Source organism: Polaromonas sp. (assembly GCF_036676035.1).
In the GTDB taxonomy this organism is placed as follows: domain Bacteria; phylum Pseudomonadota; class Gammaproteobacteria; order Burkholderiales; family Burkholderiaceae_C; genus Polaromonas.
In genome coordinates this window covers 1-3451 of record NZ_JAKFDR010000066.1, presented here as the reverse complement: position 1 = coordinate 3451, position 3451 = coordinate 1, and the positions used below count along the sequence as shown (strand labels likewise).

The window sequence follows — 3451 nt, the reverse complement described above, 5'->3', positions numbered from 1 at the left end:
TTGCGTCCGCGCTCGGTCACCGGGGCCGGCGATACCAGCATCTTCCCGCGGCTGATCAACATGCAGCGCAAGGGCCGCCTGGCGATCATCGGCAACGGCCTGAACAGGGTCGACTTCACCAGCGTGCAGAATCTCAACGATGCCCTGTTCAGCGCCTTGCTGGCGGCCGGACCGGCACTGGGCAAGGCCTACAACATCAGCAACGGCGCGCCGGTGCCGCTCTGGGATGCGGTCAACTATGTGCTGCGCCAGCTGGACTTGCCGCCGGTGACCCGCCATCTGCCCTATGCCCTGGCCTATGGTGCGGCGGCGCTCAACGAAGGCCTGTGCAAGCTGTTGCCCGGGCGTCCCGAGCCGACCCTGTTGCGCCTGGGCGTGGCGATGATGGCCAAGGACTTCTCGCTGGATATCGGCCGTGCCCGGCAGTACCTGGACTATCAGCCGCAGGTCAGCCTGTGGACGGCGCTGGACGAGTTCTGCCTGTGGTGGAAGGCCCACCATCCAGGTTGAGCGCTGGCGCTCAGACGTAGACCCGCTGGCCGCGATAGATCCGTACCGAGCCGCTGGGGCGCGTGCTGCCCGGCGCTTCCACCGGCAATGGCTGGCCCGCCTGCTTGCCGGGTGCCGCGCTATCGGCGGCGAGGTTGAAGGGCCGCTCGCTGAACTGCGCCAGGCACTGGCCGAGCCGACGGGTTTCTTCGTCGCCCGAGGCGAGGCAGGCGCTGAGCATCGCACTGATCGCGTCCGGCTGGCTCAGACGAATGTCCAGCGCCAGCTCCTCGCGGATCCGGCGGCGCAAGGTCTTCATGCAATCCAACACTGCTCTGTTCAGTTCCATAGGCCTTCCCCCTGTGATTCGACGTGGGCGGATCTGCAATGACCCGGCGTTCAGCGCATGGCGCGAGGCCGGGCGAGCCGCCGCTTGCCGCGCCCGAGGCGCGGTGAAAATGTCGCAGACAGACAAGTGCAAAGCGCATACCAGTTCACGGAATGCGCAACTGTGTGGCTCCTGGCCGGTCCAACGTTCACTGCCATGCTCTTGGTCGGTGCGTCCTGCACCGCTTTCGCCCGACACTGAAGCGCTGCACGCGAACCGGTATACTGCGCGGCATCCTGCCCTCACTGCGTTTTCCTGAAGGTCTACCCATGCGTAACGATGCCTACGACGAACTCGATCATGTGCCGAGCCTGACCCCGGACCGGCGTGATCGCGATGATTTCGATGAGGAGCCGGCGCGCACTCCGGCTTACGGCCGTGCCGCCCCGGCGGCATCCGGCAAAGCCGCCAGCAGCGGGCCGTTGTGGGCCTTGGTCGGGGCGTTGACCATCGCCCTCGGCGGTCTGGGCTGGTGGAGCTTCCAGCAGATCAGCCTGATGGAGCAGCAACTGGTCGCCACCCAGGAGAGCTTCGCGCGCATCAGCGAGGAGGCCGCCGGGCGTATCCAGGATATTTCCGGCAAGGTGGTCGCCACCGAGTCGACGGTCACCAGCGGCAGCGAGGCGCTCAAGCTGCAGGTCAAGCAGCTGGAAAGCAAAGTGGCCGAGCTGGGCAAGCAGCAGCAGAGCATCGCCGGCCAGCAGGCTGGCCAGGGCAAGCAGCTCGAGCAACTGGCGGCCGGGCTGAAGACCCAGCAAGGTGCGACCAGCCAGTTCGACGGCCGGCTGAAGAGCCTGGGCGATGAGCAGGCCAGCTTGAAAACCGCGCAGGCGGCGTTGAAAGCCGAGCAGGCCGCGCTGAAAGGCGCCCAGGCGGGCCTGGGCCAGTTCGACAGCCAGCTCAGGAGCCTGAGTGACGAGGTGGCGGCGCTGAAGAAGGTCGGCGACCCGAGCCAGGCCATCGGCCGCCTGGAGCAGGACTTGCTGGTGCTCAAGAGCGACCTGGAAACCCGTCCGGCGCCGAGCGGCAACACCGCCGAGTTCGACGCTTTCCGCGCGCAGACCAGCCGCAATATCAGCGCCCTGCAGGCGCAGATCCAGAACCTGCAGGCGCAGCTCGACGCGCGCTGATTCAACCGCAGAAAAAAAGGTTCATCGCGCTTTCCCGGGGAAGGCAGCCTTGATTTTCAGGAAGAAGTAGTCCGAGTCCCTGAAGCCATAGGCCATGCGCTTGATCACCTTGATGCGGTTGTTCACCCCTTCCAGCAGGCTGGTATGCATGTGGAAGCGGGCGCTGGCGAGGATGCCTCGGGCGTAGCGCCTGAGGTTTCGGGCAAAGCGCTGTAGCGGTGCCAGATCACTGTCCCGCGCATGGCGTAACCAGGCCCTCCAGCGTTGCCAGCCTTCACGCACGCTGGGGGCATACCAGATCTCTTTCAGGGCGTCCTTGAGCACGTAAACAGTGGCCAGCGGCTGATTGGCGGCCAGTAGCTCCTGCAACTGCACCGCATGCTCATCTTTGAGATTGTCCCGGTTACGCAGGAGCAGCCAACGACTCTGCTTGACCACTTTGCGGGCGGGCTTGTCATGGCTCAGCACGTTGGCCTGGTCGACCCGGATGCGGTCAATCACGTCGCGACCATAACGAGCCACAACATGGAACAGGTCGTACACCACTTCGGCCTGAGGGCAGTGCTGTTTCACTTCCAGATCGAAGGCGGTGTTCATGTCCATCGCCACCGCTTCGATTTGCCGGCAACGCTCGCCCAGCAACTCGAAGAAAGGGCGTATGGCCTCACGGCTGTTGCCCTTGCCCACCCACAGTACGCGCGTGCGCTCGGCATCCATGATGACCGTGGCGTAGCGGTGGCCCTTGTGCAAAGCAAACTCATCCATCACCAAACGCCGGACATTGCCTGGATCGAAGTCGCCCACGCTGGCTTGCAGACGGCGCTTGTCGATGGCCTTGATCGTATGCCAGTGCAGCCCGGTGAGTCGGCTGATATGGCTGATTGGCAGCATCTGCAGCAGCATTTCGACCCATGCGCGCAGCCTCTGCGTCAGGCGTGATGCGGGCTCCAACCAGTCGATCCGCTCGGGAACGCGACCACAGCTCAGGCAGTCCACGCGGCGGACAGGAACCTGCAGTTGGACACGCTGATCGAACAGATCGCGATCACGCACATGACGGATACGCCGATCATGGATCAGGGGGCTTGGTTCAAGACAGCGCCCACAGCGCGGCAGTCCAGAGGCGAGTGGCTCCAGAGTGAGCGTCAGGCTGTTTTCGGCGTGTTGGCGGCTGGCTACGACAGCGTAGCCTGGCCAGAAAGCGGCAAGATCAATAGGATGCATGGTGACAGCAGGGTGCAGGGGTTGGTGTGTTTGGCGACTGCCAATTTACCTGCATCCCTGACTGTCAATCCTCTCTTCCCCGCGACGATGCGAAGAACCATAAAAAAGGCCGCGCTGCTGTGCCGCGCGGCCAAGGAGGGGAAACGGTCGCTCCGATTCAGCCGGTCGAGCCCTGGAGCAAGGCCCGTGCCACCCGCGAGCCGTTCGCCTTGCCGAGCAC

General features: G+C 64.4%; 4 protein-coding genes. 2 read left to right on the top strand and 2 right to left on the bottom strand.

The annotated features are described in order from the left end of the window. On the top strand, positions 1-510 hold a 510-nt coding region (locus V6M61_RS11075), incomplete at its 5' end, for a hypothetical protein (protein WP_332776632.1). A gap of 10 nt (positions 511-520) precedes the next feature. On the opposite strand, the gene V6M61_RS11070 is transcribed toward V6M61_RS11075, so the two are convergent. Next, the gene (locus V6M61_RS11070) at positions 521-838 is read right to left on the bottom strand and encodes a hypothetical protein (protein WP_332776631.1); all 318 of its coding nucleotides are present in this window, start codon (positions 836-838) and stop codon (positions 521-523) included. A gap of 308 nt (positions 839-1146) precedes the next feature. Between V6M61_RS11070 and V6M61_RS11065 the strand changes: the two genes are divergently transcribed. Further along, positions 1147-2007: a hypothetical protein gene (locus V6M61_RS11065; protein ID WP_332776630.1), complete on the top strand. Its 861-nt coding sequence runs from the start codon at positions 1147-1149 to the stop codon at positions 2005-2007. Positions 2008-2028: 21 nt separating this feature from the next. Here the strand turns inward: V6M61_RS11065 and V6M61_RS11060 are convergent, their stop codons facing one another. Next, positions 2029-3231: an ISL3 family transposase gene (locus tag V6M61_RS11060; protein ID WP_332776629.1), complete on the bottom strand. Its 1203-nt coding sequence runs from the start codon at positions 3229-3231 to the stop codon at positions 2029-2031. Between the last annotated feature and the right edge of the window lie 220 nt (positions 3232-3451).